At 71.6% G+C, this 24842-nt stretch carries 18 protein-coding genes; 7 read left to right on the plus strand and 11 right to left on the minus strand.

Annotation, left to right across the window (positions count from 1 at the left end):
• Window positions 1-3: 3 nt before the first annotated feature.
• The 7 genes from ACWCXB_RS07090 to ACWCXB_RS07120 all read right to left on the minus strand — a co-directional run bounded on the left by ACWCXB_RS07090 (window position 4) and on the right by ACWCXB_RS07120 (window position 11879).
• Window positions 4-1446 (minus strand): S28 family serine protease, encoded by a 1443-nt coding sequence (locus tag ACWCXB_RS07090; RefSeq protein WP_450719848.1) that lies wholly within the window; start codon window positions 1444-1446, stop codon window positions 4-6.
• Between the two features lie 121 nt (window positions 1447-1567).
• Window positions 1568-1948 carry a hypothetical protein gene (locus tag ACWCXB_RS07095; protein WP_450719850.1) on the minus strand — a complete coding sequence of 127 codons (381 nt, stop codon included), beginning with the start codon at window positions 1946-1948 and terminating at the stop codon, window positions 1568-1570.
• A 98-nt stretch (window positions 1949-2046) separates the two neighbouring features.
• Window positions 2047-5760 carry an ABC transporter ATP-binding protein gene (locus ACWCXB_RS07100; RefSeq protein ID WP_450719852.1) on the minus strand — a complete coding sequence of 1238 codons (3714 nt, stop codon included), beginning with the start codon at window positions 5758-5760 and terminating at the stop codon, window positions 2047-2049.
• Between the two features lie 137 nt (window positions 5761-5897).
• Entirely contained in the window at window positions 5898-6773 is an 876-nt protein-coding gene (locus tag ACWCXB_RS07105) for a serine hydrolase (RefSeq protein WP_450720098.1), read from the minus strand.
• Window positions 6774-6951: 178 nt separating this feature from the next.
• Complete coding sequence (locus tag ACWCXB_RS07110; protein ID WP_450719854.1) at window positions 6952-8634, minus strand: thiamine pyrophosphate-binding protein; 1683 nt, start codon at window positions 8632-8634, stop codon at window positions 6952-6954.
• A 710-nt stretch (window positions 8635-9344) separates the two neighbouring features.
• On the minus strand, window positions 9345-10334 hold the full coding sequence (gene speB / locus ACWCXB_RS07115) for an agmatinase (protein ID WP_450719856.1): 990 nt from the start codon (window positions 10332-10334) through the stop codon (window positions 9345-9347).
• Between the two features lie 60 nt (window positions 10335-10394).
• Entirely contained in the window at window positions 10395-11879 is a 1485-nt protein-coding gene (locus tag ACWCXB_RS07120) for a sodium:solute symporter (RefSeq protein WP_450719858.1), read from the minus strand.
• A 186-nt stretch (window positions 11880-12065) separates the two neighbouring features.
• Here ACWCXB_RS07120 and ACWCXB_RS07125 point away from each other — a divergent pair, with 186 nt between their 5' ends.
• The 4 genes from ACWCXB_RS07125 to ACWCXB_RS07140 all read left to right on the plus strand — a co-directional run bounded on the left by ACWCXB_RS07125 (window position 12066) and on the right by ACWCXB_RS07140 (window position 16421).
• Entirely contained in the window at window positions 12066-13616 is a 1551-nt protein-coding gene (locus ACWCXB_RS07125; protein WP_450719860.1) for a PucR family transcriptional regulator, read from the plus strand.
• A 115-nt stretch (window positions 13617-13731) separates the two neighbouring features.
• Window positions 13732-14229 (plus strand): hypothetical protein, encoded by a 498-nt coding sequence (locus ACWCXB_RS07130; RefSeq protein WP_450719862.1) that lies wholly within the window; start codon window positions 13732-13734, stop codon window positions 14227-14229.
• Between the two features lie 147 nt (window positions 14230-14376).
• Entirely contained in the window at window positions 14377-15534 is a 1158-nt protein-coding gene (locus ACWCXB_RS07135) for an acyl-CoA dehydrogenase family protein (RefSeq protein WP_450719864.1), read from the plus strand.
• Window positions 15535-15539: 5 nt separating this feature from the next.
• Window positions 15540-16421, plus strand: a complete 882-nt coding sequence (locus ACWCXB_RS07140; RefSeq protein ID WP_450719866.1) for an acyl-CoA thioesterase — start codon at window positions 15540-15542, stop codon at window positions 16419-16421.
• A gap of 45 nt (window positions 16422-16466) precedes the next feature.
• Here ACWCXB_RS07140 and ACWCXB_RS07145 read toward each other — a convergent pair whose 3' ends face one another.
• The 4 genes from ACWCXB_RS07145 to ACWCXB_RS07160 form a co-directional block, all read right to left on the minus strand.
• Window positions 16467-17543: a sensor histidine kinase gene (locus ACWCXB_RS07145; RefSeq protein ID WP_450719868.1), complete on the minus strand. Its 1077-nt coding sequence runs from the start codon at window positions 17541-17543 to the stop codon at window positions 16467-16469.
• Window positions 17540-18193 carry a response regulator gene (locus ACWCXB_RS07150; protein ID WP_450719870.1) on the minus strand — a complete coding sequence of 218 codons (654 nt, stop codon included), beginning with the start codon at window positions 18191-18193 and terminating at the stop codon, window positions 17540-17542. The genes ACWCXB_RS07145 and ACWCXB_RS07150 overlap by 4 nt, the downstream gene beginning before the upstream one ends.
• 450 nt (window positions 18194-18643) lie before the next feature.
• Window positions 18644-19432 carry a phosphatase gene (locus ACWCXB_RS07155; protein WP_450719872.1) on the minus strand — a complete coding sequence of 263 codons (789 nt, stop codon included), beginning with the start codon at window positions 19430-19432 and terminating at the stop codon, window positions 18644-18646.
• 189 nt (window positions 19433-19621) lie between these two features.
• On the minus strand, window positions 19622-20221 hold the full coding sequence (locus tag ACWCXB_RS07160) for an SACE_7040 family transcriptional regulator (RefSeq protein WP_450719874.1): 600 nt from the start codon (window positions 20219-20221) through the stop codon (window positions 19622-19624).
• 86 nt (window positions 20222-20307) lie between these two features.
• On the opposite strand from ACWCXB_RS07160, the gene ACWCXB_RS07165 reads away from it, so the two are divergent.
• Genes ACWCXB_RS07165 through ACWCXB_RS07175 form a run of 3 tightly spaced genes read left to right on the plus strand, consistent with a single transcriptional unit; the run spans window position 20308 to window position 24841 of the window.
• A complete protein-coding gene (locus ACWCXB_RS07165) occupies window positions 20308-21924 on the plus strand; it encodes a carboxyl transferase domain-containing protein (RefSeq protein ID WP_450719876.1) in 1617 nt (538 codons plus the stop codon).
• Between the two features lie 8 nt (window positions 21925-21932).
• A complete protein-coding gene (locus ACWCXB_RS07170; RefSeq protein WP_450719878.1) occupies window positions 21933-23891 on the plus strand; it encodes an acetyl-CoA carboxylase biotin carboxylase subunit in 1959 nt (652 codons plus the stop codon).
• A complete protein-coding gene (locus tag ACWCXB_RS07175; protein ID WP_450719880.1) occupies window positions 23888-24841 on the plus strand; it encodes a hydroxymethylglutaryl-CoA lyase in 954 nt (317 codons plus the stop codon). Before ACWCXB_RS07170 ends, ACWCXB_RS07175 begins: the two co-directional genes overlap by 4 nt.
• Window position 24842: the final 1 nt, after the last annotated feature.

Here is a 24842-nt window from a genome sequence, read left to right on the forward strand (position 1 = left end):
CGACTACGGCCGCAGCGTGAACGGCTCCCGCTCGATGTTCTGCTTGTCGAGCTTCGCGTCAGGCTTCGTCAGCCGCTTCGCCTTGGACGGGTCGGCCTGGACGGCGGCCGGTGCGACGCCCGCCCACTCCAGGATCCGGGCGGTGGCCTTCGCCTTCTCCTCGGGGTTCAGACGGGCCACGTTGGCACCGTGGTTGGCACCCGGTGCGGTGAAGACGTAGCTGTCCCGCGTGCCCTTGCCGAGGCGGAACCGCTCCGCGCCCCACGGGTCGTTCTGCCCGTAGACGAAGAGCATCCGCTGGGCGTTGTGCCTGACCCAGCTGTCCACGTCGTTCATGACCCACGGCTTGAACCGCATCGGGATGTCCCTCGGCACGAAGTTCCGCGGCGGCTGATAGCCGTAGCGGCTCAGGCCGTTGAGATGCGGCAGCGCGATGTCGGGCGAGCCCAGCTCCGTGCCGGCCTGGTAGTAGTACGGCGTGTACGGGGTCAGGCCCTGGTCGGTGTAGAAGGAGAAGCCGGAGATCGCGTCGACGCTGTCCCAGATCTCCTGGTCGGTGGCGGTGGCCGCGACCGGGATCGTTGCGCAGTCGGCCAGCAGGCTGTACTGCCAGAAGGCCCAGGTGTAGTCGAGGACAACGGCCTCGAATGCCTTGTCGAGCGAACCGACCGTGTTGAAGGTGTAGCCGTTCTCGGCCGCGTACGCGGTGTAACGGGCCTCCAGCGGCTCGCGGCGGACAAGCGCCTCTCGCTGCACCGCGTTCAGCCTGTCGCGGCACTCCTTGGTGCCGACCTGCTCGAAGAACCGGTCGTAGGCCGAGTCCTCCTGGTTGTTCACGTCGTTGGGAGCGACGTACGCGACAACGCCGTCCATGTCACGCGGATAGAAGCGCTCGTAATAGGTCGCGGTCATGCCGCCCTTGGAACCGCCCGTGGCTATCCACTTCTTGTCGTAGATCTTCTTCAGCGCGGTGAAGACACGGTGCTGATCGCTCGCGGCCTGCCAGATGTCGAGCTTGGACCAGTCCGCCGGATCGGGCCGGGACGGAGTGAAGAAGCGGTACTCCAGCGAGACCTGGTTGCCGTCCACGATCTGCGTCGGCTCGCGACGGCCGGGGTTCGTGGAGACGCTGTAGCCGCTGGTGTAGAAGACGGTCGGACGTGACGTGTCCTTGTGCAGCAGGGTGATGCGCTGCTGGAACGTGCCCTTGGACGGGTGCCGGTGGTCGACCGGCTGGGTGAAGTTGAGGACGAAGTAGCGGTAGCCGGGGTACGGCTTCTCCTCGATCAGGCTCACTCCGGGGATCGCGAGGATCCGGTCCTTGATATCGGTGGACGCTTCCGATGAGCCGGTGGCCGGCTCGGCGGCGGTGGCCGCACTCGCCGTCGCTCCCGCCGTGCCTATGAGCACGACCAGCGACAACAGCCATCTGAGCGTTCTGCGCATGCACCCTCCCCTTGGTTCACAACGGTGTCGGTGAACCTAGCGGGCGCAACACCCGTATCGCCAGACCCAATTGGGTCGCCGCACAACAGTCGGCACCGGCGTCAGCCGGCCGGCACAGGCGTCAGCAGAGGATCCAGCCGGTCGAGACGCTCTTCCCGGCGATGGAACCCGAGGCGCGGACGCAGCGGTTGAGGGCATGGACGGTGACCGGTCCGGCCTGCTGGACGAAGCGCCCCTTGTCCACGGCGGCGCGGCCACCGCGCGGCTGGAGGGACACCGCCATGGCCCGCCGGGTGCCGGGCTGCCTGGCGACGGTGAGGGCGCACACGTACTGCCGGGTCTTGTAGATGCGCAGCTCCCCGGCGGCGAACCCGACCGTCTTCGACGGGCGGCCGGTGCACGCGGACATGGCCGCGGCACCCTGCGTCCCAGGACCCGTCAGTGACAGCGCCACGACGACCGAGAGCACCGCGAGTACGTGCACCACCAGTCTTCCGAACACCCTTGCTCCCCTCAGACACCAAGCCGTACTGACGTACGACGCAACAAGGGCCCGGACGGTTGCCGTCCGGGCCCTGCGGGGGCCTGCACACATCCGGATCAGGCCGGAGCGGGAGCCTCTTCCCCGACGAACGTCCGCCACAGCTCGGCGTATCGCCCGCCGAGGGCCAGCAGCTCGTCGTGCGTGCCGTCCTCGACGACCCGGCCGTGCGCCATGACGACCACGCGGTCGGCGCGGGCGGCGGTGGTGAGGCGGTGGGCGACGACGAGTGTCGTACGGCGGCCGGTGAGCCGGTCCGTGGCCTGGTTGACCTGCGCCTCGGTGGCCAGGTCCAGCGCGGCGGTCGCCTCGTCGAGCAGCAGCACGTCCGGGTCGACGAGCTCCGCCCGCGCGAGGGCGATGAGCTGGCGCTGGCCGGCCGAGAGGTTGCGTCCGCGCTCGGCGACCTCGTGGAGATAGCCGCCGTCCAGGGTGGCGATCATGTCGTGGGCGCCGACCGCGCGCGCCGCCGCCTCCACCTCGGCGTCGGTCGCCTCCGGACGCCCGTACGCGATCGCGTCACGCACCGGGCCCGGGAAGAGGTACGCCTCCTGCGGGACGACACCGAGCCGGTGCCGGTACGCGGTGAGGTCCAGCTCGCGCAGATCGGTGCCGTCGGCGGTGACCCGTCCGCTCGTCGGGTCGTAGAACCGCGCCACCAGCTTGACCAGTGTGGACTTGCCGGCGCCCGTCTCCCCGACGAAGGCGACCGTCTGCCCGGCCGGGATCCGCAGGTCGACTCCGGTCAGCGCCTCTTCGTCGTCGCCATAGGCGAACGACACGTCCTCGAAGGCGATCTCACCGCGCAGCGACAGCACATCGAGCGGCTCGCGCGCCTCGGCCGTCGACGTCGGCTCGCGCAGCAGCTCCTGGATGCGCCCCAGCGACACCGTCGCCTGCTGGTAGCCGTCGAAGACCTGCGACAGCTGCTGCACGGGCGCGAAGAACAGGTCGATGTAGAGGAGATACGCCACCAGCGCACCCGTCGTGAGGGTCCCCGCCTCGATCCGCCCGGCGCCGACGATCAGCACGGCCGCGGCCGCCACCGACGACAGCAGCTGCACGAACGGGAAGTACACGGAGATCAGCCACTGGCCGCGCACCCGTGCCTCGCGGTAGCTCTCGCTGCGCTCCACGAACCGCTGGTTGCCCGAGCGCTCTCGGCGGAAGGCCTGCACGATCCGCAGCCCGCTGACCGACTCCTGGAGGTCGGCGTTGACGACGCTGATCCGCTCACGGGCCAGTTCGTACGCCTTCACCGACTTACGGCGGAAGAAGAACGTGCCGACGAGCAGCACCGGCAGGGTCGCGAAGACCACCAGCGCCAGCTGCACATCGATCACGACCAGCACGACCATGATGCCGAAGAAGGTGACGACGGAGACGAAGGCGGTGACGAGACCGGTCTGCAGGAAGGTGGACAGGGCATCCACGTCCGTCGTCATCCGGGTCATGATGCGGCCGGTCAGCTCACGCTCGTAGTAGTCGAGCCCGAGCCGCTGCAGCTGCGCGAAGATCTTCAGCCTGAGCGCATAGAGGATTCGCTCGCCCGTGCGTCCGGTCATCCGGGTCTCGCCGATCTGCGCCGCCCACTGCACCACCACCGTGAACAGGGCGAAACCGGACGCCGCCCACACCGCGCCCAGCGCCACCTTCTCCACACCGTCGTCGATGCCGTGCCGGATCAGCACCGGCAGCAGCAGGCCCATGCCCGCATCCACCGCGACGAGCAGCAGGCTGAGCAGCAGCGGCCGCCCGAAGCCGCGCAGCAGCCGGCGCAGCCCGTACGAGTCCTCGGGCGTCACCGCCCGTGCCTCGTCGACCTGGGGTGTGTCGCCGGCCGGGGGCAGCGCCGCGACCTGGGCCAGCAGCTCGGGTGTGGCGCCGGCGGCCTCGTCCTCCTCGGCCTCTTCCTTGCGCACCCAGAGCGGGGGCGTGATGCCGCGCTCGGCGTCGAACTCCGCCTCGAGCTCCTCCAGAACCGTCCGGTCCTCCGGCAGCTCCACGGGAACGGCGTGCCCCGGCGAGACGCCGCCCAGCTCGTCGGGGTCGGTCAGCAGCCGCCGGTACAGCGCGGAACGTTCCTGCAGCTCCTCATGGGTGCCGATGTCGGCCAGCCGGCCATCGTCGAGGACGGCGATCCGGTCGGCGAGGCCGAGCGTGGAGCGGCGGTGGGCGATCAGCAGGGTCGTGCGTCCGGCCATGACGCCGCGCAGCGCCTCGTGGATCTCGTGCTCGACGCGCGCGTCCACGGCGGACGTCGCGTCGTCGAGGAGCAGCAGCCGGGGGTCGGCGAGGATCGCGCGGGCGAGGGCGATGCGCTGGCGCTGGCCGCCGGAGAGGGTGAGGCCGTGCTCGCCGACCTTGGTGTCGTAGCCGTCGGGCAGCTCGTCGATGAAACGGTTCGCCTGCGCGGTGCGCGCGGCCTGGACGATCTCCTCGTCCGTCGCGTCGGGCTTTCCGTACGCGATGTTCGCGCGGACGGTGTCGGAGAAGAGGAAGCTGTCCTCCGGTACGAGGCCGATGGCGGCCCGCAGCGAGTCCAGGGTCAGTTCGCGGACGTCGTGGCCGCCGACGAGGACGGCGCCGCGCGTCACGTCGTAGAAGCGCGGCAGCAGCAGCGAGACGGTGGACTTGCCGCTGCCGGACGAGCCGACGACGGCAACGGTCTCGCCCGGCCGGATCTCCAGCGAGAAGCCGTCCAGCACGGGCTGCGTGGAGTCCCCGTTCCCGTACGAGAAGCCGACGTCGTCGAACTCGACCGTCGCCGGGGCGTCCGCGGGAAGCTCCTTCGTACCGTCCTTGATCGTCGGCTCGGTGTCGATGAGCTCCAGGACCCTCTCCACACCGGCACGCGCCTGCTGGCCCACGGTCAGCACCATGGCGAGCATCCGCACCGGCCCGACGAGCTGCGCGAGATAGGTCGAGAAAGCGACGAACGTACCGAGGGTGATCTGCCCGCGCGTGGCCAGCCAGCCGCCCAGCGCAAGCATCGCCACCTGCCCGAGCGCGGGCACGGACTGCAGGGCGGGGGTGTACGTGGCGTTCAGCCGGATCGTGCGCAGCCGGCCGGCGAAGAGCCTGCGGCCGACGTCCCTGAGCTTTCCGGTCTCCTGGTCCTCCTGGCCGAAGCCCTTGACGACGCGGACGCCGGAGACGGCCCCGTCGACCACTCCCGCGACGGCGGCGGCCTGCTGCTGGGCGTACCAGGTGGCGGGGTGCAGCTTCACCCGGCTGCGCTTGGCGATGAACCACAGCGCGGGGGCGACGGCGAGCGCCACCAGGGTGAGCGGCAGCGACAGCCAGGCCATGACGCCGAGGGAGATGAGGAAGAGCAGGAAGTTCCCGATCGTCATCGGGAGCATGAAGAGCAGACCCTGGATGAGCTGGAGGTCGCTGGTGGCGCGGCCGACGACCTGGCCGGTGGACAGCTCGTCCTGGCGCCGCCCGTCGAGCCGGCTGATCGTGCCGTACATCTCGGTACGGAGGTCGTGCTGGACGTCGAGGGCGAGTCGTCCGCCGTAGTAGCGGCGGATGTACGTGAGGACGTAGACGACGACCGCAGCGGCGATCAGCAGTCCGGTCCAGACGGCAAGGGACCGCGTGTGCGCACCGATGACGTCGTCGATGACGACCTTGGTGATCAGCGGGACGACGGCCATCACGGCCATGCCGACGAGGGACGACCCGAGGGCGAGCACGACGTTCCGCCGGTACCGCCAGGCGTATCCGGCCAGCCGCCGTGCCCATGATTGCTCTGACGCCGCCGCCACGGGTGCCTCCCGGCTCCGGATTTCGATCCTGATCTACCGGAAGGCACCAACGCGGGCGCGGGCGGATTTCATCCCGCCGCGACGAAGTACGGTCTGAGGTCCTAGGACGGACCTAGGACCCAGGACCTCGGAGCGCTTCAGTACGCCGGTCCGAGCTCCGGCACCGGCACCGCGGCTTCCTGCGGGACGGCGGGCGGTGTGACCGTGGAGGTCAACGTCGCCGTCGGGTTGAGGTCCTTGTGGACGACGCGGGCGACGGCCTGGATGGTGTTGACTCCGTAGGTCATCGTCGTGTTGTCGTGCGTCAGAACGGTGATCGTGTAGTTCTTCGTGGTGCTGGTGAAGGCCCCGATGCTGTGCACCCGCCAGCCGTGGGTGGCCCGGGACAGCCAGCCGTTCTTGACATGAACCTTCACGGTGCTGGGCGCGCCGGCCGGGGTGCCCCAGCGCTGCGACGTGATGACGGCGTTCATCAGCTGGAGGATGTAGGCGCGCGAGGCGTCCGTCAGCAGGCCGTTCCTCACCGTGATCCTCGACAGCAGCTTCTGCTGGTCGTAGGCGGTGATCTGGGTGAGTCCCCAGTAGCCGCCGGAGCCGGGCACGGTCTTGGTCATGCCGGCGGCACGGAGGAAGTTCTGGATCTTGGTCACACCGAGCTGGCGCCACAGCGCGCTGGTCGCGGTGTTGTCCGACTGCGTGATCATGGCCTTGGCGCGGGTCTTCTCGGTGTAGGTCAGCGCCCGGCCGCTCTTCTGCGCGTCCCACAGAAGGGTGGCGAGCACGATCACCTTGACCACGCTGGCCGAGTCGAATTGCTGCTCGTGCCGCAGGTAGCAGCTCGTTCCGCTGCCCCGGTCGTTGACGAAAATGGCCGTCGTCGAGGCACGGCCCGCCAGGGCGGCGTTGATGTCCGCGGCGAGCTTGGCGCCGAGACCCGGCGTGAGTGAGGTGCAGACCGCGGCGGGGGTCACGGCGGAAGCGGGCGCTGCCGACAAGGCGGTCGGCACGAGCACTCCCACGGCGAGGGCCGCACCGAGAGCGCCGCGTCTGCGGCGGCGGGAAATGGAGTGGTGAGTCACGCATCGGAAGACTCACCGGATGGCGAAAAGTTGTACGGGAACACGGAGAGCCGTACGGGCGTGGGCGCTGTCGTGTCACAGCGCCCACGCCCGCCCGTGCGGCGCGCCCGCCTCAGAGGTGCGTCGGCGCGAACATCTTCAGCAGCGCCGGCAGGACGACCACCGAAGGCCCGGGCTGAGCCAGGGACTTGGCCAGATCCTCGCGCAGCGACTCCGTCGTCGTACGGACCGCGGGCACCCCGAAGGACTCGGCGAGCGCGACGAAGTCCGGGCGGGACAGCTCGGTCGCCGTGGCCTCGCCGAAGGCGTCCGTCATGTACTCGCGCAGGATGCCGTAGCCGCCGTCGTCGACGATCAGCCAGGTCACCGGCAGGCCGTACTGCTTCGCGGTCGCCAGCTCCGCGATCGAGTACATCGCGCCGCCGTCACCGGACACCGCGAGCACCGGCCGGCCGGGGTCCGCCGCGGCGGCACCGAGCGCCGCCGGGAAGCCGTAGCCGAGGCCGCCGGCGCCCTGCGCGGAGTGCATGGTGTTGGGGTGCCGGGCGTCGAAGGCGGACCAGGCCCAGTAGGCCAGGATCGTCATGTCCCAGAAGCTCGGCGAATCGTCCGGCAGGGCCTCGCGGACCGCGGCGAGCAGCTCCTGCTCCAGGGTCAGCTCCTGGCCGGCGATCCGCTCCCGCACCTTCGCGAGCAGGGTCGCGACCCGCTCGGCGGCCGACGGGTCGCGCCGGTCCTCGACCGTCTCGATGAGCGCGGCGAGCGCGATACGGGCGTCGGCGTGGATGCCGAGGCAGGCGTGATTGGACTCCAGCTTGCCGAGGTCGGCCTCGATCTGGACGACCCGGCCGCGCGGCGCGAACGTGTGGTAGTTCGAGGAGAGTTCACCGAGACCCGAGCCGATGACCAGGAGGACGTCGGCATCCTCCAGGAAGTCGGTGGTGTGCCGGTCCTCCAGCCAGGACTGCATCGACAGCGGGTGCTCCCATGGGAAGGCACCCTTGCCGCCGAAGGTGGTGACGACCGGGGCGTCCAGCTTCTCGGCGAGCGCCAGCAGCTTGCCGGAGGCGTCGGAGCGTACGACACCGCCGCCCGCGATGATCGCGGGGCGCTCGGCGTTCTGCAGCAGGTGCGCGGCGACGGCGGTCAGCTCCGGGCGCGGGACCAGGTCGCGCGGGGTCGCGTCCATGGCCGTCACGACCGGCAGGTCCGTCTCGGCGAGCAGCACGTCCTGCGGGATCTCCACCCAGACCGGGCCGTGCGGGGCGCTCAGCGCGGACTCCCAGGCGGCAGCGATCGCCGACGGGATCTGCGAAGCCGTGCGCACCGTGTGCACGGACTTCACGATGTCGCGGAACGACGCCTTCTGGTCGCGCAGTTCGTGCAGATAGCCGTGGCGCCCGCCGCCGAGGCCCGCGGACGGGATCTGGCTGGAGATCGCCAGCACCGGGGCGCTGGCCGCCGCGGCCTCCTGGAGCGCGGCGAGCGAGGTCAGCGCGCCGGGCCCGGTGGAGAGCAGCAGCGGGGCGACCTGGCCGGTGATCCGGCCGTACGCGTCGGCGGCGAAGCCCGCGTTGTTCTCGACCCGGAGGCCGACGTACCTCAGGTCGGACCGGCGCAGCGCGTCGAACATGCCGAGTGCGTGCTGCCCCGGCAGGCCGAAGACCGTGGTCGCGCCGAGCCCGGCCAGGGTCTCGACGACGAGGTCGCCGCCGTTGCGCCCGGCCGGCGGGTTGAGCGCGGCCGCGATCTGCGTCGCCGTGGGGCGCAGTACGAGGTCGTGGTCGTGGGTCATGGGGTGTCCCTTCCTTGATGCCCTTCCGCCGGAGCGTGCCGGACGCACCCGGCCTGGCGTCGGCCGTTTCCTCGGTACCGGACCAGCCGTGGCGCAGGGCCCGGGTGCTCGACCTCCGGGCTCGGCCCTGGTCGGGCCATTGCCGTGGCCCTGGCCGTGGCCGTGGTCCTGGTCCCGGCTTTCGCCGTGACTGTCGCCCTGGTCCCGGCCGTGACCGTTGCCGTGGTCCTGGTCCCGGTCCTCCCTGGCCATGGCCCTGCCCATGGCCAGGGACCGTGGTCCTGGTCCCGGCTTTCGCCGTGACTGTCGCCGTGGCCCCAGTCTTCCCTGGCCCGTGCCCATGGCCCGTGGCCCTGGCCATGGTCCTGCCCGTCGGTCCCGGCCCTGGCGATGGTTCCCGGTCCCGGCGATGGTTCCCGGTCCCGGCCATTGCCCTGACCCTGACCCCGGTCCCGGCCATTGCCGTGGCCCCGGTCCTGGCTCCGACGCCGGCCCTGGCCTTCGGCATGCCCTCGGCGCCAGGCCTGCGTCACAGACTCTGGCCGCCAGGTCCGGCCATTGCCGGCTCCGGCCCCGGCGCTTGGCCTGGACGCAAGCAGGCCTCCGCGCCTGCGCCGGCCGCGGGCCGCCGGGCCGCGGGAGCGGCCCGGCGTGACCTGCGGGCGCGGCAACAGGCCGGCGCCGTGCCCGCGGGGCCGGCGGGCCGGGGGTTACTTCGTGCTCTGCTCCGCGCCGGCGGCGCGGTTCGCGGCGATCTGGCGGGACATGATCGTGGTCAGCTCGTACGCGGTGTGGGAGGCCGCGACCGAGGTGATCTCGGCGTGGTCGTACGCGGGGGCGACCTCGACGACATCGGCGGAGACCAGGTTGCAGGAGGCGAGCCCGCGCAGGATCTCCAGCAGCTCACGGGAGGTCATGCCGCCGGCCTCAGGGGTGCCGGTGCCGGGGGCGTGCGCCGGGTCGAGGCAGTCGATGTCGATGGAGATGTAGAGCGGGCGGTCGCCGATGCGCTGGCGCAGCTGGTCGGCGACCTCGTCGGCGCCACGGCGGTAGACATCCGACGAGGTGACGATGCCGAAGCCCATCTTCTCGTCGTCGGTCAGGTCCTGCTTGCCGTACAGCGGGCCGCGGATACCGACGTGGGAGAGCGCCTCGGTGTCGAGGATGCCCTCCTCGACGGCACGGCGGAACGGGGTGCCGTGGGTGTACTCGGCGCCGAAGTACGTGTCCCAGGTGTCCAGGTGCGCGTCGAAGTGGAGCAGCGCGACGGGGCCGTGCTTCTTGGCGACCGAGCGCAGCAGCGGCAGCGCGATGGTGTGGTCGCCGCCGAGCGTCATCATCCGGGCACCCGTGCCCAGCAGATCGTCCGCGGCGGCCTCGATGGTCTCGACGGCCTCGTTGATGTTGAACGGGTTGGCGGCGATGTCACCCGCATCCGCGACCTGGGCGAGCGCGAAGGGCGAGGCGTCCTGCGCCGGGTTGTACGGACGCAGGAGCCTCGACGCCTCACGGATGGCGTTGCCGCCGAAGCGCGCGCCAGGGCGGTACGAGACCCCGGCGTCGAAGGGCACGCCGACGACGGCGACATCTGTGGTGCCGACCTCGTCGAGCCGAGGCAGCCGGGCGAACGTCGCGGGTCCGGCGTACCGCGGGACGCGGGACGAGTCGATGGGGCCGCGCGGCGTTTCGTTGCTGCTCATGACGTATGCCTTCTTCCTACGCTTTTCCTACTGTTCGCAGTCGTTCGACTGTAACGGGATTCAGGGGGTGGCCGGGACGGCCGGCTCCGCCGCCGGCTCGTCGGCGGCCTCGGGGCCGCGGCCCGCGAGGCGCTCGCGCCAGTTGGCCAGGATCGCCTCGTCCGTCGGCCTGGTGGCCAGCGAGACGACGACGTACGTGGCGAGCGAGGCGAGCAGGCCGTAGTAGATGGGCTGGTTGGCGAGGATGCCGTAGTGCCACATCAGGCCGATGACCGCGAGGCCGCCGACGACGACCGCGGACAGCGCGCCGTGGACCGTGCCCCGCTTCCAGAGCAGTCCGCCGAGGATCGGGACCAGCAGTCCGCCGACGAGCAGGTTGTACGCGACCGTCAGCGCCTCGATCACGTTGTTCAGCCCGATGGCGATCACGATGACGGCGACACCCATGGCCAGGATGAACGCCCGGTTGCCCTTGACCTCGTCGTGCGGCTCACCGTCGGCGCGGTGGTGGGTGATGGCGCCGCGCAGCCGCTGCCAGATGTCGTTGTTGGCGACGGTGGCGCAGGCGATCAGCGCGCCCGACGAGGTGGACATCACCGCGGCGAGCGCGGCGGCGAGGACCAGGCCGCGCACGCCCAGGGGAAGTTCGTCCTTGACGATGGTCGCGAAGGCGTCGTCGGCATTGGCGAGGTTCGGGTAGAGCACCTTGGCCGCGGTGCCGATGACGGCGCCGGCGATGGCGTAGACGAGGCAGTACGTACCTGCGACGGTGCCGCCGTAGCGGGCGACCTTGTCGTTGCGGGCGGTGAAGACGCGCTGCCAGATGTCCTGGCCGATCAGCATGCCGAACGTGTAGATCAGCACGTACGTGAAGATCGTCTCGCCGCCGATGCCGAGCGGGGCGAAGTACTCGGTGGGCAGCTGGGCCTTCATCTCGGCGAAGCCGCCGGCCTTGACCACGGCGATGGGCAGCAGCAGGAGCAGCACACCGATCGTCTTGACGACGAACTGCACCATGTCGGTGAGGGTGATCGACCACATGCCGCCGAGCGTGGAGTAGGCGACGACGATCGAGCCGCCGAGGATGATCGCGATCGTCCGGTTCATGTCGAAGAGGACGTCGAAGATCGTGGCGTACGCGATGGTGGAGGTGACCGCGAGCATCAGCGTGTACGCCCACATCACGACACCGGTGATGAGACCGGCGCGGCCGCCGTAGCGGAGGTCGAGCATCTCGGAGACGGTGTAGACCTTCAGCCGGGCGATGCGCGCGGAGAAGAAGACCGAGAGGGCGAGGAGGCCGAGGCCGATGGTGAAGACCATCCAGGCGCCGGACAGGCCGTACTTGTAGCCGAGGCCGACGCCGCCGATGGTGGAGGCGCCGCCGAGCACGATGGCGGCCATGGTGCCGGAGTACATCCAGGGGCCGAGCCTGCGGCCCGCCACCAGGAACTCACTCTTGGACTTGGCGCGGCGCATGCCCCACCAGCCCATGGCCAGCATGCCGGCCAGATAGACGACGATCACTGCGTAGTCGACGGCCATGGGGCCCTCCTTCGTTCACCTCAGTGGCGTGTCGTGCAGAACATGAGGGGGATGCAGCAGCTCTTCTGCGGGGACATCCGCCCGTACCCGCGGCCGCTGGACGTCTCGACGATAGGTGGCCGAAAAGCGACGATGAAGTGTACATTTCCTCCACTCTCGACGACGATCACGGATGGAACGTCCACCATGCCGGACCCCACCGCTCACCCCTCCGCCCCTTCGGCCCCGCCGGCCCCACCCATCCCGCTGGCCGCACTGCTGGCCCGTGAGGACCTCGGCCTGCGGCTCGTCGCGGGCACCACGGACCCCCAGAGCGTGGCCATCCAGTGGGTGCACACCTCGGAGATGGCCGATCCGTACCCCTATCTACTGGGCGGCGAGCTGCTGCTGACGGCGGGCGTCCTGCTGAAGGACCCGGACACGTACGCGGCCCGGGTCGTCGAGGCGGGCGGCGCGGCGATCGGTTTCGGCGTCGCGCCGGTGCACGACACCGTCCCGGCCGCGCTGGTCGAGGCGTGCGAGAGGCACAGGCTGCCGCTGGTCGAGGTGCCGCCGCAGACCCCGTTCACGGCGATCGCCCGCGCGGTCTGGCGGCTCATGGCCCAGGTCCGCCTCCAGGAGGTGCGCCGGGTGAGCGAGGCCCAGCAGGGCCTGGCGAACGCGGCCGCCCGCCCGGACCCGGTCCCGGCGGTGCTGCAGCAGCTGGCGTCCCGCCTCGGCGGCTGGGCGGTGCTTCTCGCCCCGGACGCCTCGGTCCTGTACGCGTCGGGGCGCCGGCCGTCCCCCGATGCCCGCGAGGCCCTGGTGCGGCTGGCCGCGGTGGTCAGGCCCGCGGCGGAGGAGGAGCCCGGGGGCGCCGCGCCCGGTGCCGAGGCCCCGCCGGCCCCCGCCGACGCCCCCGGCGGCAGTGGCCGGCGCGTCGCTCCCGCGTCCGCCACCGACACCGTCGGCGGGGTCAGCCTCTCCGCGTACGCGCTGGGCGGCAGCGAGGGTCTCGTGCTGGGCATCACGACCGAGGCGCGGGAGCCCGGCGGGCACACCGTGGCCGGGATGGCCGTCGTCCTGCTGTCGCTGCTGACCGCACCGCACCAGGGCGTGGACGCGACCGGGAGGTCGGCCGCGCTGGTGCGGCTGCTGCTGGGGGCGGCGCCCGCCGAGGTGGCGCCGGCGCTCGGGCCGGGGCCGTGGACCGTCGTGCATGCCGCGCGGCCCGGCCCGCCGTCCGACCGGATCGCGGCGTCGGCGCTCGGCGCGGCGCTGGGCAGCGCGCTGGTGGACGCGGACGGCGCGACCGTACGGGTCCTGCTCTCCGGGGACCGGCGGATCGAGCCGCAGCCGGGCTGGACCCTCGGTGTGAGCGCCCCCGCCGCCCCCGCCGACCTCTCCGCCGCCGACACCGCCGCCGCGCGCGCCCTGCGCCGGGCCGAGGCGACCCGGGAGCCGCTGGCACGCCAGCGCGACGCCGGGCTCGGCGAGCTGATCGCGCCCGACGAGGCCGCCGTCCACGCCCGCGCCCTCCTCGCGCCCCTGGCGGGCTCCCCCGCACTCACCGAGACCCTGCGCGTCTGGCTCTCGCTGCACGGCAGCTGGGACCGCACGGCGGTCGCCCTGGGCGTCCACCGCAACACGGTGCGCCAGCGGATCGCCCGCTGCTCGACGCTCCTCGGGATGGACCTGGACGACGCGGACGTACGGATGGAGCTGTGGTTCGCGCTGCGGTACGGATCACGCACCTGAGCCGCGCGCGTGTGCTTGGGCATCCACGCTTCCGTACGGACTCCACGACGGCGCCCCCCGAAGGCTGTCGTGTTCAACCAAGTCCCTTCCGTTCGGGGCGTGTTGGAATTCCGGCATGGTCACTCCCACGAACGCAACCACGACCGGAACCCCGGACGTCGATCCGTTGGACCACGTGCGTGCCGAGATCGCCGGCTTACGGGACGAGGCGACGCGCCAGAAAGCGCTGGCCCACCGGCGCGCCGAGTTCTGGGCCAAGGCCGATGTCGCACTCGGCTTTCCCGCGGCCCTGCTCGCCGGCACGGCGGGAGCAACGGGACTGGCCACGGCGGACGCGCGCGTTCCAGCGGCCCTCCTCGCCCTGGCCTCTGCCGGCTTCGCCGCCGGCGCGAGCTTCCTCCGGAGCGCCACGCGGTGCAGGGCCAACAAACGTGCACGGCACGCCTGGGCCGCGGTGGAGGGCAGGGCCACGGTGAAGCTGGCCCAGGGCGCGCCGACCCCCGACGACCTCGGCGAGCTGCTCGACCTGCGCCAGTCCGCGCTGGAGGCCTACGACGGCGAGGACCCGCAGCCCGGCCTGCCGCCGGGACCGCCGCCGCCCACCGCGGGCTGAGCGCCTGCCTCGCCCGACGCCCGAGGCGGGCGTGCTCTTCCTCACTCCGGACTCCGACTCTGGACAGGCTTGCGAACTGCCCGGTAACTTGGACTGAGCAAGCGCTTAGACATTTCACCAGCCCGTCAGCTCCAGAGGGAGGCGTCCGTGCGCCGGACCGTATTCAACGAGGACCACGAGGCGTTCCGGGAGACCATCCGCGCCTTCATCGAGGCCGAGGTCGTCCCCGTCTACGACGACTGGTTCGCCGCGGGCCAGGCGCCGCGCGACTTCTACTACAAGCTCGGCGAGCTGGGCGTCTTCGGCATCAACGTCCCCGAGGAGTTCGGCGGCGCGGGCCTGGACACGCACAAGTTCGAGGCCGTCCTGTACGAGGAGACCTCGCGCGCGGGCGTCAACTTCGGCGGCTCCGGCGTGCACGTGCTGCTCGCCCTGCCGTACATCAAGATGCTCGCCTCCGACGAGCAGAAGAAGCGCTACCTGCCGCAGTTCGTCTCCGGCGAGGAGATGTGGGCGCTGGCGATGACCGAGCCGGGCACCGGCTCCGACGTCGCGGGCATGAAGACCACCGCCAAGCTCTCGGAGGACGGCACGCACTACGTCCTCAACGGCGCCAAGACCTTCATCACCGGCGGTGTGCACGCCGACCGCGTGATCGTGTGCGCCCGCACCTCCGCCCCGCGCGAGGACGACCGCCGCTTCGGCATCTCCCTCTTCGCCGTGGACACCAAGTCCGAGGGCTACTCGATCGGCCGCAAGCTCGACAAGCTCGGCCTGCGCACCTCCGACACCGCCGAGCTGGCGTTCGTCGACGTGAAGGTGCCGGTCGAGGACCTCCTCGGCGAGGAGAACAAGGGCTTCTACTACCTCGGCCAGAACCTGCCGTCCGAGCGCTGGGGCATCGCCTTCGGCGCGTACGCGCAGGCCAAGGCCGCCGTCCGGTTCGCCCAGCAGTACGTGCAGGAGCGCACGGTCTTCGGCAAGCCGGTCGCGCACTTCCAGAACACCAAGTTCGAGCTGGCCGCCTGCCAGGCCGAGGTGGACGCCGCCGAGGCCGTCGCCGACCGCGCCCTGGAGACCCTGGACGCGGGCGAGCTGACCGCCGCCGAGGCCGCTTCCGCCAAGCTGTTCTGCACCGAGGTCGCGCACCGCGTCATCGACCGCTGCCTCCAGCTGCACGGCGGCTACGGCTACATGAACGAGTACCCGATCGCCCGCCTGTACGCCGACAACCGCGTCAACCGCATCTACGGCGGCACCAGCGAGGTCATGAAGTCGATCATCGCGAAGTCGATGGGCCTGTAGTCCAGGTGACGAAAGCGCTCGACGACCTGCTCGATCTGCTCGACCTGGAGCAGATCGAGCAGGACTACTTCCGGGGCCGTTCGCGCTCGGCGATCGTGCCCCGCGTCTTCGGCGGACAGGTCGCGGCCCAGGCGCTCGTCGCCGCGGGCCGCACCGTCCCCGACGACCGCACGGCCCACTCCCTGCACGCGTACTTCCTGCGCATGGGCGACCCGGGCGCCCCGATCGTCTACACGGTCGACCGCATCCGTGACGGGCAGTCCTTCACGACCCGGCGCGTCGTCGCCGTCCAGCACGGCCAGCCGATCTTCCATCTCTCGGCGTCCTTCCAGACGTACGAGGAGGGACTCGACCACCAGACGCCCATGCCGGACGCCCCGGACCCGGACACCCTGCCGACGGCCGCCGAGACCCTGCCGGCGCACGCGGACCGGTTCATCCACCCGGACACGGCCCGGCGGATGCTGGAGGCGCGGTCCGCGGTCGATCTGCGGTATGTGGACGCTCCCCCGTACGCCAGCGTCGGCGAGCCCCGCGAACCGCGCTCGCAGGTCTGGTTCCGTACGAACGGCAAGCTCGTGGACGACCCGCTGCTGCACGTCTGCCTGGCCACCTACGTCTCCGACATGACGCTGCTCGACTCGGTGCTGCTGGCACACGGGCGGGGCGGCTGGGCGGTCGGGGACGTCGTGGGCGCCTCACTTGACCACGCGATGTGGTTCCACCGGCCGTTCCGTGCCGACGAATGGCTGTTGTACGACCAGGAGTCGCCGAGCGCGCACGGCGGGCGGGGTCTCGGCCAGGCCCGTATCTACACGCAGGACGGGCAGCTGGCGATCTCAGTGATCCAGGAGGGCGTGGTCCGCGTCCCGCGCGGCTCGTCCTGACGCCCGGGCCCGCCGGCATGTGCGTCCCTTGACGGTGCGCAGTGATCACCACGAGGCGGGCGCCGACAAGGGCAGCACCGCCTCGAGGGCGAAGCCGCCGTCCGGCGCCGGGGCCGTGGTGAGGGTGCCGCCGAGGGCCGCGGTGCGGACCCTCAGGCCCGGCAGGCCCTGACCGCCCCCGGGCTCGGGGCGCGGACCGGGCACGGACGGTGGCCCGTTGCGTACGGAGATGTGCAGCGAGTCGGGTGTGCACCGCACCGCGACATCGGCCCGGGCGCCCGGCGCGTGCCGGCGCACGTTCGTCAGTGCCTCCTGGACAATGCGGTACGCGGTGTGCTGGATCTCCGGCGCGCAGCCCGCGAGGTCGACCCGGGCGAGGTCCGCGCGTACACCGTCGCCCGCGGCCACGACGAGTGCGGGGAGCTGCGCCAGGCCCGGGGTCTCGTGGCGGATCGCCTGGCGCAGGTCGGCCGCCGCGTGTCTGCTCAGCTCGCCCAGCACCTCGGCTTCCTGGCGGTAGCCGGGGGAGTCCGCCGCGGCGGCGAGTGCGGTGCAGCGAAGGCTGATCAGGCTCAGGTGGTGGGCTGCCGTGTCGTGGACGTCCCGGGCCAGCCGCTCCCTTTCCCGCAGCGCCGCCTGCTCGGCGGCGTAACGGCGCTCGCGTTCCCGTGACAGAGCCAGCTCGGCGAGGCGGGCAGCGAGTTCGCGGCGGGCGCGGCCGAGCAGGCCCAGCGCGGCGGGGGCGACCGCGAGCAGCCCGGCCAGCATGACGGCGAGGGTGGTGTCAGGGAGTGTCCAGGCGTACCCGTCGAGGTCCCGCCACGGAACGAACGCGACCGCCGCGACGGCCGCCGACCCGGCGATCACCTCGCCGCGACGGCGTTCGGAGGCGGCGAGTGCGTGCAGCGCGCACATCGCGGGCAGCCACAGCACGCTGGTGGCGAGGGTGGGCAGCGCGAGAACGAGAACCGTCCGGGGGAAACGCCTGCGCAGGACGAGGACGACTGCCACGGCGAGCGCGCCGGCGAACATCCAGTCCTCCAGCCACTGCCGGGTCGCCAGTGCCTCGGCGACGGCTACGACGACGACGAGCGCTTCGACTGCCCATCGGCGGGCGGTCATCCCGAACCCTGCCCGGCAGCGGATCGGTGGACCACGCCGGCCAGGCCCACCCGGCTGGTGACGGCGAGCTTCCGCTTGAGCGCCCCGATGTGGGTCTTGACCGTGGTCACGCCCATGCCGAGGTGGGCGGCGATGTCGGTGTTGGACAATCCGGCCGCGATCAGTGCAAGGACCTCGCGCTCACGGTCGGTGAGCCCGGCCAGCCCGTCGGACGGGTCGGGGGCGGCTATCGGGGCCGAGCCGGCGTAACGGGCGAGAACGTCGGCGCTCCCGGGCGGTGTGCAGATGACGCCACCTGCGGCGAGCAGCCGCACGGCGTCCACGAACAGCCGCGGTTCGGTGCTCTTGAGCAGAAACCCGGAGGCGCCGCTCCGCAGCGCGCGCTCGACGTGGTCGGCCCTGTCGAGGGCGGTGAGCATGGCCACGAAGGGCGGCCGGGGAAGTGCGCGCAGGCGGCGCAGCACGTCCAGGCCGCCGACGGACGGCATGTCGATGTCCAGCAGCACCACGTCGGGTGCGTGTCGCCGGACCATGTCGACGGCTTCGGAGCCGTCGCAGGTCCCTTCGACGGTGATCGCGTCGGCGGCGTCGAGGATGCGCTGCAGTGCGGCGCGTACGAGCTCCTCGTCGTCGACGACGAACACACGCACCGGCGGCCTCAAGTCGTAGAGCAAAGGTCGTCCTGTGGTGTGAGCAAAGTGGTGCCTGGGGCTGCGAGCCTGGATGCAGATCCTAGGACGCCACAGCGCCCAACGGGATCCCCGGGGCTCGACCAAATCCCGGGACCTCGCTGCACGGGCCGCTGGGCGCGCCCGCGAAGTGTGCGGTGCCACCGGCCGAGGAGGATCCGTCGCATGCCGATGAGTCGGCCTGCGACGCGGCCCGGACCGCCGCTCGGGCGAGGCGTCGCCTGCGCCCGGGCGGTGCGGCCCGTCGGTCGAACCGTGCAGATCACCAGGACCGTCGCCCTCGCCGGCGGCGTTGCCGTCGCCGTTCCCGGCGGAGGGGCGGGGGCGGTCCGACCGATGTGCGGACCGCCGTCAGGAGCGAGCCTGGCTGTTCGGCAGGGCTGAGCCCCTCCGAGTGACGTCCCCCATGGGTCACTCGGGGGAGCTGAGCCCCGCCGCGTCCAGCAAGTACGCCGTCATCGGCTCGTAGAAGCGCGGGTCCGTGACGTGGTCGTCCAGCGGGACCGTCACCCGGAGGGTCCCCTCGGCCTCGCCGATGAAGAGCGCCGGATCGTTGCAGTCGGCGTAGCCGATGGCGTCGATGCCGCGCTGGCCCGCGCAGCCCGCCCAGCCGTGGTCGGCGACCACGAGATCCGGCAGCGTCCGGCCCTCCCGCTCCAGGCCGTCCAGGATCGCGGCCATCGGCTCGGGCGAGTGGGTGTGCCACAAGGTCGCCCCGCGCTCCAGCACCGCGACGTCCGCGAACTGGAAGACCATGCCCTCGTCAGCCATGAGCCCGGACGGGATCCGTACGATCTCGCAGCCCGCGGATCTCAGCGCATCCGCGGTCTGCCGGTGCACGTCGAGCAGCCCGCCCGGGTGACCGGTCGCGAAGAGCACCGACTCCCTCGCGGCCGCCGCCTCCTTCAGCCGCGCCGCCATCCGGTCCAGGGCGTCCACGGTCAGCTCCGGGTCGATGGTGTCCTGTCCGAACCGGTACTGCGGATCGTCGTTGACGCCGCAGCGCTCGGCCATCACGGCCAGCACGTCCTGCTCGTCGGTCCAGCGGTCGCCGAGCTCGAGGCCCAGCCAGTAGTGGCGGTCGCCGTTGGCGAGCTTGCGGTAGTGCGAGAGGTTGTTGTCGCGGGGCGTCGCGACGTCTCCGGCGATACGGGTGCGGACGAGGTGGTCGACGAGGGCGGCACGGTTCGGTATCGGCATGCGCCCATTGTGCCGTCAGGTGTGCGGAGCGTGCTTGGCGTCCCGGTGTCCGGACGCCCGGGCCCGGATACCCGGTGCACGGATGCCGGGGTCCGGATGCCCGGTGCCCGGTGCCCGGTGCCCGGTGCCCGACCGTCCGCCGCGGTCACATCACGCGGACACATCACGCGGGCACATCACGCGGTCGCGTCACGCGGACAGCGATGCGAACGCCCCGTGCGCCAGCTTGCGCAGCAGCTCCTCCATCGCGGCGCGGCCCGGCAGCCCGTTTCCGTACGACCCGAGGTGGGGGGTCGAGTTGAGCAGCCCGAAGACCGCGTGGACGGCCGCCCGGGCCTGACCCTCGGGGACCTCCGGGTGCAGTTTGCGGACGACGTCCACCCACAGCTCGACGTACTGCCGCTGCAGCTGCCGCACGAGTTTGCGGTCGCTGTCCCGGAGGCGGTCCAGCTCGCGGTCGTGCAGGGTGATCAGCGGGCGGTCGTCGAGGGCGAAGTCGATGTGTCCGTCGATCAGCGAGGCGAGCAGCTCCTCCGGGCCGCCGTCGCCGTCCGCCTCGGCGACGCGGCGCCGGCCGCCGTCCAGGAGGCGGCCGGAGATGCCGACCAGCAGCTCGGCGAGCATCGCGTCCTTTCCGGCGAAGTGGCGGTACAGCCCGGGGCCGCTGATCCCGACGGCCGCGCCTATCTCGTCGACGCCCACGCCGTGGAAGCCGCGTTCGGCGAAGAGGCGGGCGGCCTCCTTCAGGATCTGCTCGCGGCGGGTCGGGGCGTCGGTGCGGGTGCTCATGGCATTGATTCTAGACAACGCAGTTAGCGGTCGTTAACCTGAAGGAAATGGGTTAACGCTCATTAACACGAAGGGAGCCCTGCCGGATGCAGCAGGCACCTGTGCTGACGAGCGCGGCAGACCCCGCGTCCGAGGCTTGGCAGGCCAATGAGGCGGCACACCGCGCTCTGGCCGACACACTGCGGTCGAAGCTGGCCGCGGCCCGGCTGGGCGGCGGCGAGAAGGCCCGTGCCCGGCACACCGCGCGCGGGAAGCTGCTGCCGCGGGACCGGGTGGACACGCTTCTGGACCCGGGCTCGCCGTTCCTGGAGCTGGCGCCGCTCGCGGCCGAGGGTATGTACGAGGGGCAGGCACCGGCGGCCGGCGTGATCGCCGGGATCGGCCGGGTCAGCGGCCGCGAGGTGGTCGTCGTCGCCAATGACGCCACGGTCAAGGGCGGCACGTACTACCCGATGACGGTGAAGAAGCACCTCCGCGCCCAGGAGGTGGCTCTGGAGAACCGGCTTCCCTGCGTCTATCTCGTCGACTCGGGCGGCGCCTTCCTGCCGATGCAGGACGAGGTCTTCCCCGACCGCGAGCACTTCGGCCGGATCTTCTACAACCAGGCGCGGCTCTCCGGCGCCCGCATCCCGCAGATCGCGGCGGTGCTCGGCTCCTGCACGGCCGGCGGGGCGTATGTCCCGGCGATGAGCGACGAGGCCGTGATCGTGCGGAACCAGGGGACGATCTTCCTCGGCGGCCCGCCGCTGGTGAAGGCCGCGACCGGCGAGGTGGTCACGGCCGAGGAGCTCGGCGGCGGTGAGGTCCACTCCCGGATCTCGGGCGTCACGGACCATCTGGCCGAGGACGACGCCCACGCGCTGCGGATCGTGCGGAACATCGTGGCGACCCTGCCGGAGCGCGGCCCGCTCCCCTGGTCGGTCGAGCCGGCCGAGGAGCCGAAGGTCGATCCGTTCGGGCTGTACGGTGCGGTGCCGGTGGACTCGCGCACCCCGTACGACGTGCGGGAGGTCATCGCCCGGGTCGTGGACGGCTCACGCTTCGCGGAGTTCAAGGCAGAGTTCGGTACGACCCTGGTCACCGGCTTCGCCCGGATCCACGGCCACCCGGTCGGGATCGTCGCCAACAACGGCATCCTGTTCTCGGAATCCGCCCAGAAGGGCGCGCACTTCATCGAGCTGTGCGACCAGCGCGGCATCCCGCTCCTGTTCCTGCAGAACATCTCGGGCTTCATGGTCGGCAAGGACTACGAGGCCGGGGGCATCGCCAAGCACGGCGCGAAGATGGTCACGGCGGTGGCGTGCACACGCGTGCCGAAGCTGACGGTCGTCGTCGGCGGTTCGTACGGCGCGGGGAACTACTCGATGTGCGGGCGGGCGTACTCCCCCCGCTTCCTGTGGATGTGGCCCAACGCCAAGATCTCGGTCATGGGCGGCGAGCAGGCCGCCTCGGTGCTCGCGACCGTCAAGCGCGACCAGATCGAGGGCCGGGGCGAGGAGTGGCCGACCGAGGAGGAAGAGGCCTTCAAGGCCCCGATCCGCGCCCAGTACGAGCAGCAGGGGAACGCGTACTACGCGACGGCCCGGCTGTGGGACGACGGCGTCATCGACCCGCTGGAGACCCGGCAGGTGCTGGGTCTGGCCCTGACCGCGTGTGCCAACGCCCCGCTGGGTGAGCCCGGCTTCGGCGTCTTCCGGATGTGAGGGACGGAATGTTCGACACTGTTCTGGTCGCCAACCGTGGCGAGATCGCGGTCCGCGTCATTCGTACGCTCCGGGCCCTGGGGGTCCGTTCGGTCGCCGTCTTCAGCGACGCGGACGCCGACGCCCGGCATGTGCGGGAGGCGGACACGGCGGTGCGCCTGGGCCCGCCGCCGGCGGCGGAGAGCTATCTCTCGGTCGAGCGGCTCCTCGACGCGGCGCGGCGCAGCGGGGCGCAGGCGATCCACCCGGGCTACGGCTTCCTCGCGGAGAACGCACGGTTCGCGCGGGCCTGCGCGGACGCTGGCCTGGTCTTCATCGGGCCGCCCGCCGAGGCGATCTCCCTGATGGGCGACAAGATCCGCGCCAAGGAGACCGTGCGGGCCGCCGGAGTGCCCGTCGTGCCGGGCTCCTCGGGCTCCGGCCTGACGGACGATCAACTGGCCGATGCGGCCCGTGAGATCGGCATGCCGGTGCTGCTGAAGCCCTCGGCGGGCGGCGGCGGCAAGGGCATGCGCCTCACGCGCGTCGAGTCGGCGCTGCTTGAGGAGATCGCGGCGGCGCGGCGCGAGGCGCGGGCGTCGTTCGGCGACGACACGCTGCTCGTCGAGCGGTGGATCGACCGCCCCCGGCACATCGAGATCCAGGTCCTCGCGGACGGGCACGGCAATGTGGTGCACCTCGGCGAGCGCGAGTGCTCGCTGCAGCGCCGCCACCAGAAGATCATCGAGGAGGCGCCGTCCGTCCTGCTGGACGAGAAGACCCGGGCGGCGATGGGCGAGGCGGCCGTCCAGGCGGCCCGTTCGTGCGGGTACCGGGGCGCCGGCACGGTGGAGTTCATCGTCCCGGGCGGTGATCCTTCCTCGTACTACTTCATGGAGATGAACACCCGGCTCCAGGTCGAGCACCCGGTGACCGAACTCATCACCGGCATCGACCTGGTGGAGTGGCAGCTCCGGGTCGCGGCGGGCGAGAAGCTCCCCTTCTCGCAGGACGGCATCAGCCTCACCGGCCACGCCGTCGAGGCCCGTATCTGCGCGGAGGACCCTTCCCGCGGCTTCCTCCCCTCCGGCGGCACGGTCCTCGCCCTCCACGAACCCCAGGGCGACGGCATCCGCACCGACTCGGGCCTCAGCCAAGGCACGGAGGTCTCCAGCCTGTACGACCCGATGCTGTCGAAGGTCATCGCGTACGGCCCCGACCGGGCGACCGCCCTGCGCAAGCTGCGGGCGGCCCTCGCGGACACGGTCACCCTGGGCGTCCCGACGAACGCGGGCTTCCTGCGCCGCCTGCTGGCCCACCCGGCGGTCGTGTCCGGCGACCTGGACACCGGTCTGGTGGAACGGGAAGTGGACGGGCTCGGCCCGGCCGGGATCCCGGACGAGGTCTACGAGGCGGCGGCCCTGCTGCGCCGGCCGTCCCCGTCCGCGGGCCCGGACGGCTGGGTCGACCCGTTCTCGGTCCCGAGCGGCTGGCGGCTCGGCGGCGAACCGACCCCTACGGTGCACCACTTCCGCGTGTCCGGCCACGATCCGGTGACGGTCCATATTCCCTTCCCGCCCGTCCATGGATCGAGGACGGACAGCCGGGTAGCCGTCGAGGTGAACGGCGTCACCCACGCCTTCACGTACGCCACGGCCCCTGGAGGGACCTGGCTCGGCCGGGACGGCGACTCCTGGCACGTCCAGGATCACGACCCGGTCGCGGCCAGCCTCAGCGGCGCCGCGCACCAGGGCGCGGACACGCTCGCCGCGCCCATGCCCGGCACCGTCACGGTCGTGAAGGTCGCGGTCGGCGACGAGGTCGCGGCGGGACAGAGTCTGCTCGTCGTCGAGGCGATGAAGATGGAGCACGTCATCTCCGCCCCGCACGCCGGCACCGTCACCGAGCTGGACGTCACGCCGGGGGCCACGGTCGCCATGGACCAGGTGCTCGCTGTCGTCACCCCGCGCGAGGAGGGCGAAGAATGACCGACGGACTGCCGATGGAGGTACCCGTCACGGACCTTCCGCCACGGGTACGGATCCATGAAGTGGGCCCGCGCGACGGGCTGCAGAACGAGAAGGGCATCGTCCCGACGGACGTGAAGGCGGAGTTCATCCACCGCCTCGCCGACGCCGGCCTGACGACCATCGAGGCGACCAGCTTCGTCCATCCCAAGTGGGTGCCCCAACTGGCCGACGCCGAGGATCTGTTCCCGCGGCTCGCCGACATCGAGGGCGTCACCTTTCCCGTTCTCGTGCCGAACGAACGCGGGCTCGACCGCGCCATCACCCTCGGGGCACGCCGGATCGCCGTCTTCGGGTCCGCGACCGAGACCTTCGCGGCGCGGAACCTCAACCGGACGATCGACGAGTCGCTCGCCATGTTCGAGCCCGTCGTCGCCCGCGCCAAGGCCGACAAGATCCATGTCCGTGGCTATCTCTCCATGTGCTTCGGCGACCCCTGGGAGGGCAAGGTGCCCGTCCACCAGGTCGTCCGCGTCGCCAAGCAGCTCATGGACCTGGGCTGCGACGAGCTGAGCCTCGGCGACACGATCGGCGTCGCGACCCCCGGCCATGTCCTCACCCTGCTCGCCGAGCTGAACGAGGAGGGCGTGCCCACCAGCGCCATCGGGGTGCACTTCCACGACACGTACGGCCAGGCACTGGCCAACACCTTCGCGGCGCTGGAGCACGGCGTCACGACCGTGGACGCCTCCGCGGGCGGCCTCGGCGGCTGCCCGTACGCGAAGAGCGCCACCGGAAACCTCGCCACCGAAGACCTCGTGTGGATGCTCAACGGCCTCGGCATCGAAACCGGGGTCGACCTCGGCCGGCTCACCGCCACCAGCGCGTGGATGGCCGAGCGGCTGGGCCGTCCCAGCCCGTCCCGCACCGTTCGTGCCCTCGCGGGCACGGCCTCCCACAAGGAGTCCTAGT

Source organism: Streptomyces sp. NPDC001514 (assembly GCF_053597075.1).